Origin of the sequence: Megasphaera hutchinsoni (assembly GCF_001553405.1) — a bacterium.
Classification (GTDB): domain Bacteria; phylum Bacillota; class Negativicutes; order Veillonellales; family Megasphaeraceae; genus Megasphaera; species Megasphaera hutchinsoni.
The window spans coordinates 125,183-125,416 of sequence record NZ_KQ960953.1 but is presented as its reverse complement, the minus strand read 5'-3'; the positions used below and the strand labels follow the sequence as shown (position 1 = coordinate 125,416).

Here is a 234-nt window from a genome sequence, read left to right as displayed (position 1 = left end):
GGGCGGTGTCTTAGACCACTTGACCAAGGGGCCAAAATAATGGTGATCCACCCGAGATTCGAACTCGGGACACCCTGATTAAAAGTCAGGTGCTCTGCCAACTGAGCTAGTGGATCAAATAATATGGCAGGGGTAGCTGGATTCGAACCAACGATGACGGAGTCAGAGTCCGTTGCCTTACCGCTTGGCGATACCCCTGTATGGCTCCTCAAGTAGGACTCGAACCTACGACAA

At 52.1% G+C, this 234-nt stretch carries 2 tRNA genes; both read right to left on the bottom strand.

Annotated features, from left to right (window positions below):
* Window positions 1-40: 40 nt before the first annotated feature.
* A tRNA-Lys gene (locus tag HMPREF3182_RS06320) sits at window positions 41-116 on the bottom strand.
* Window positions 117-124: 8 nt separating this feature from the next.
* A tRNA-Gln gene (locus tag HMPREF3182_RS06315) sits at window positions 125-198 on the bottom strand.
* Window positions 199-234: the final 36 nt, after the last annotated feature.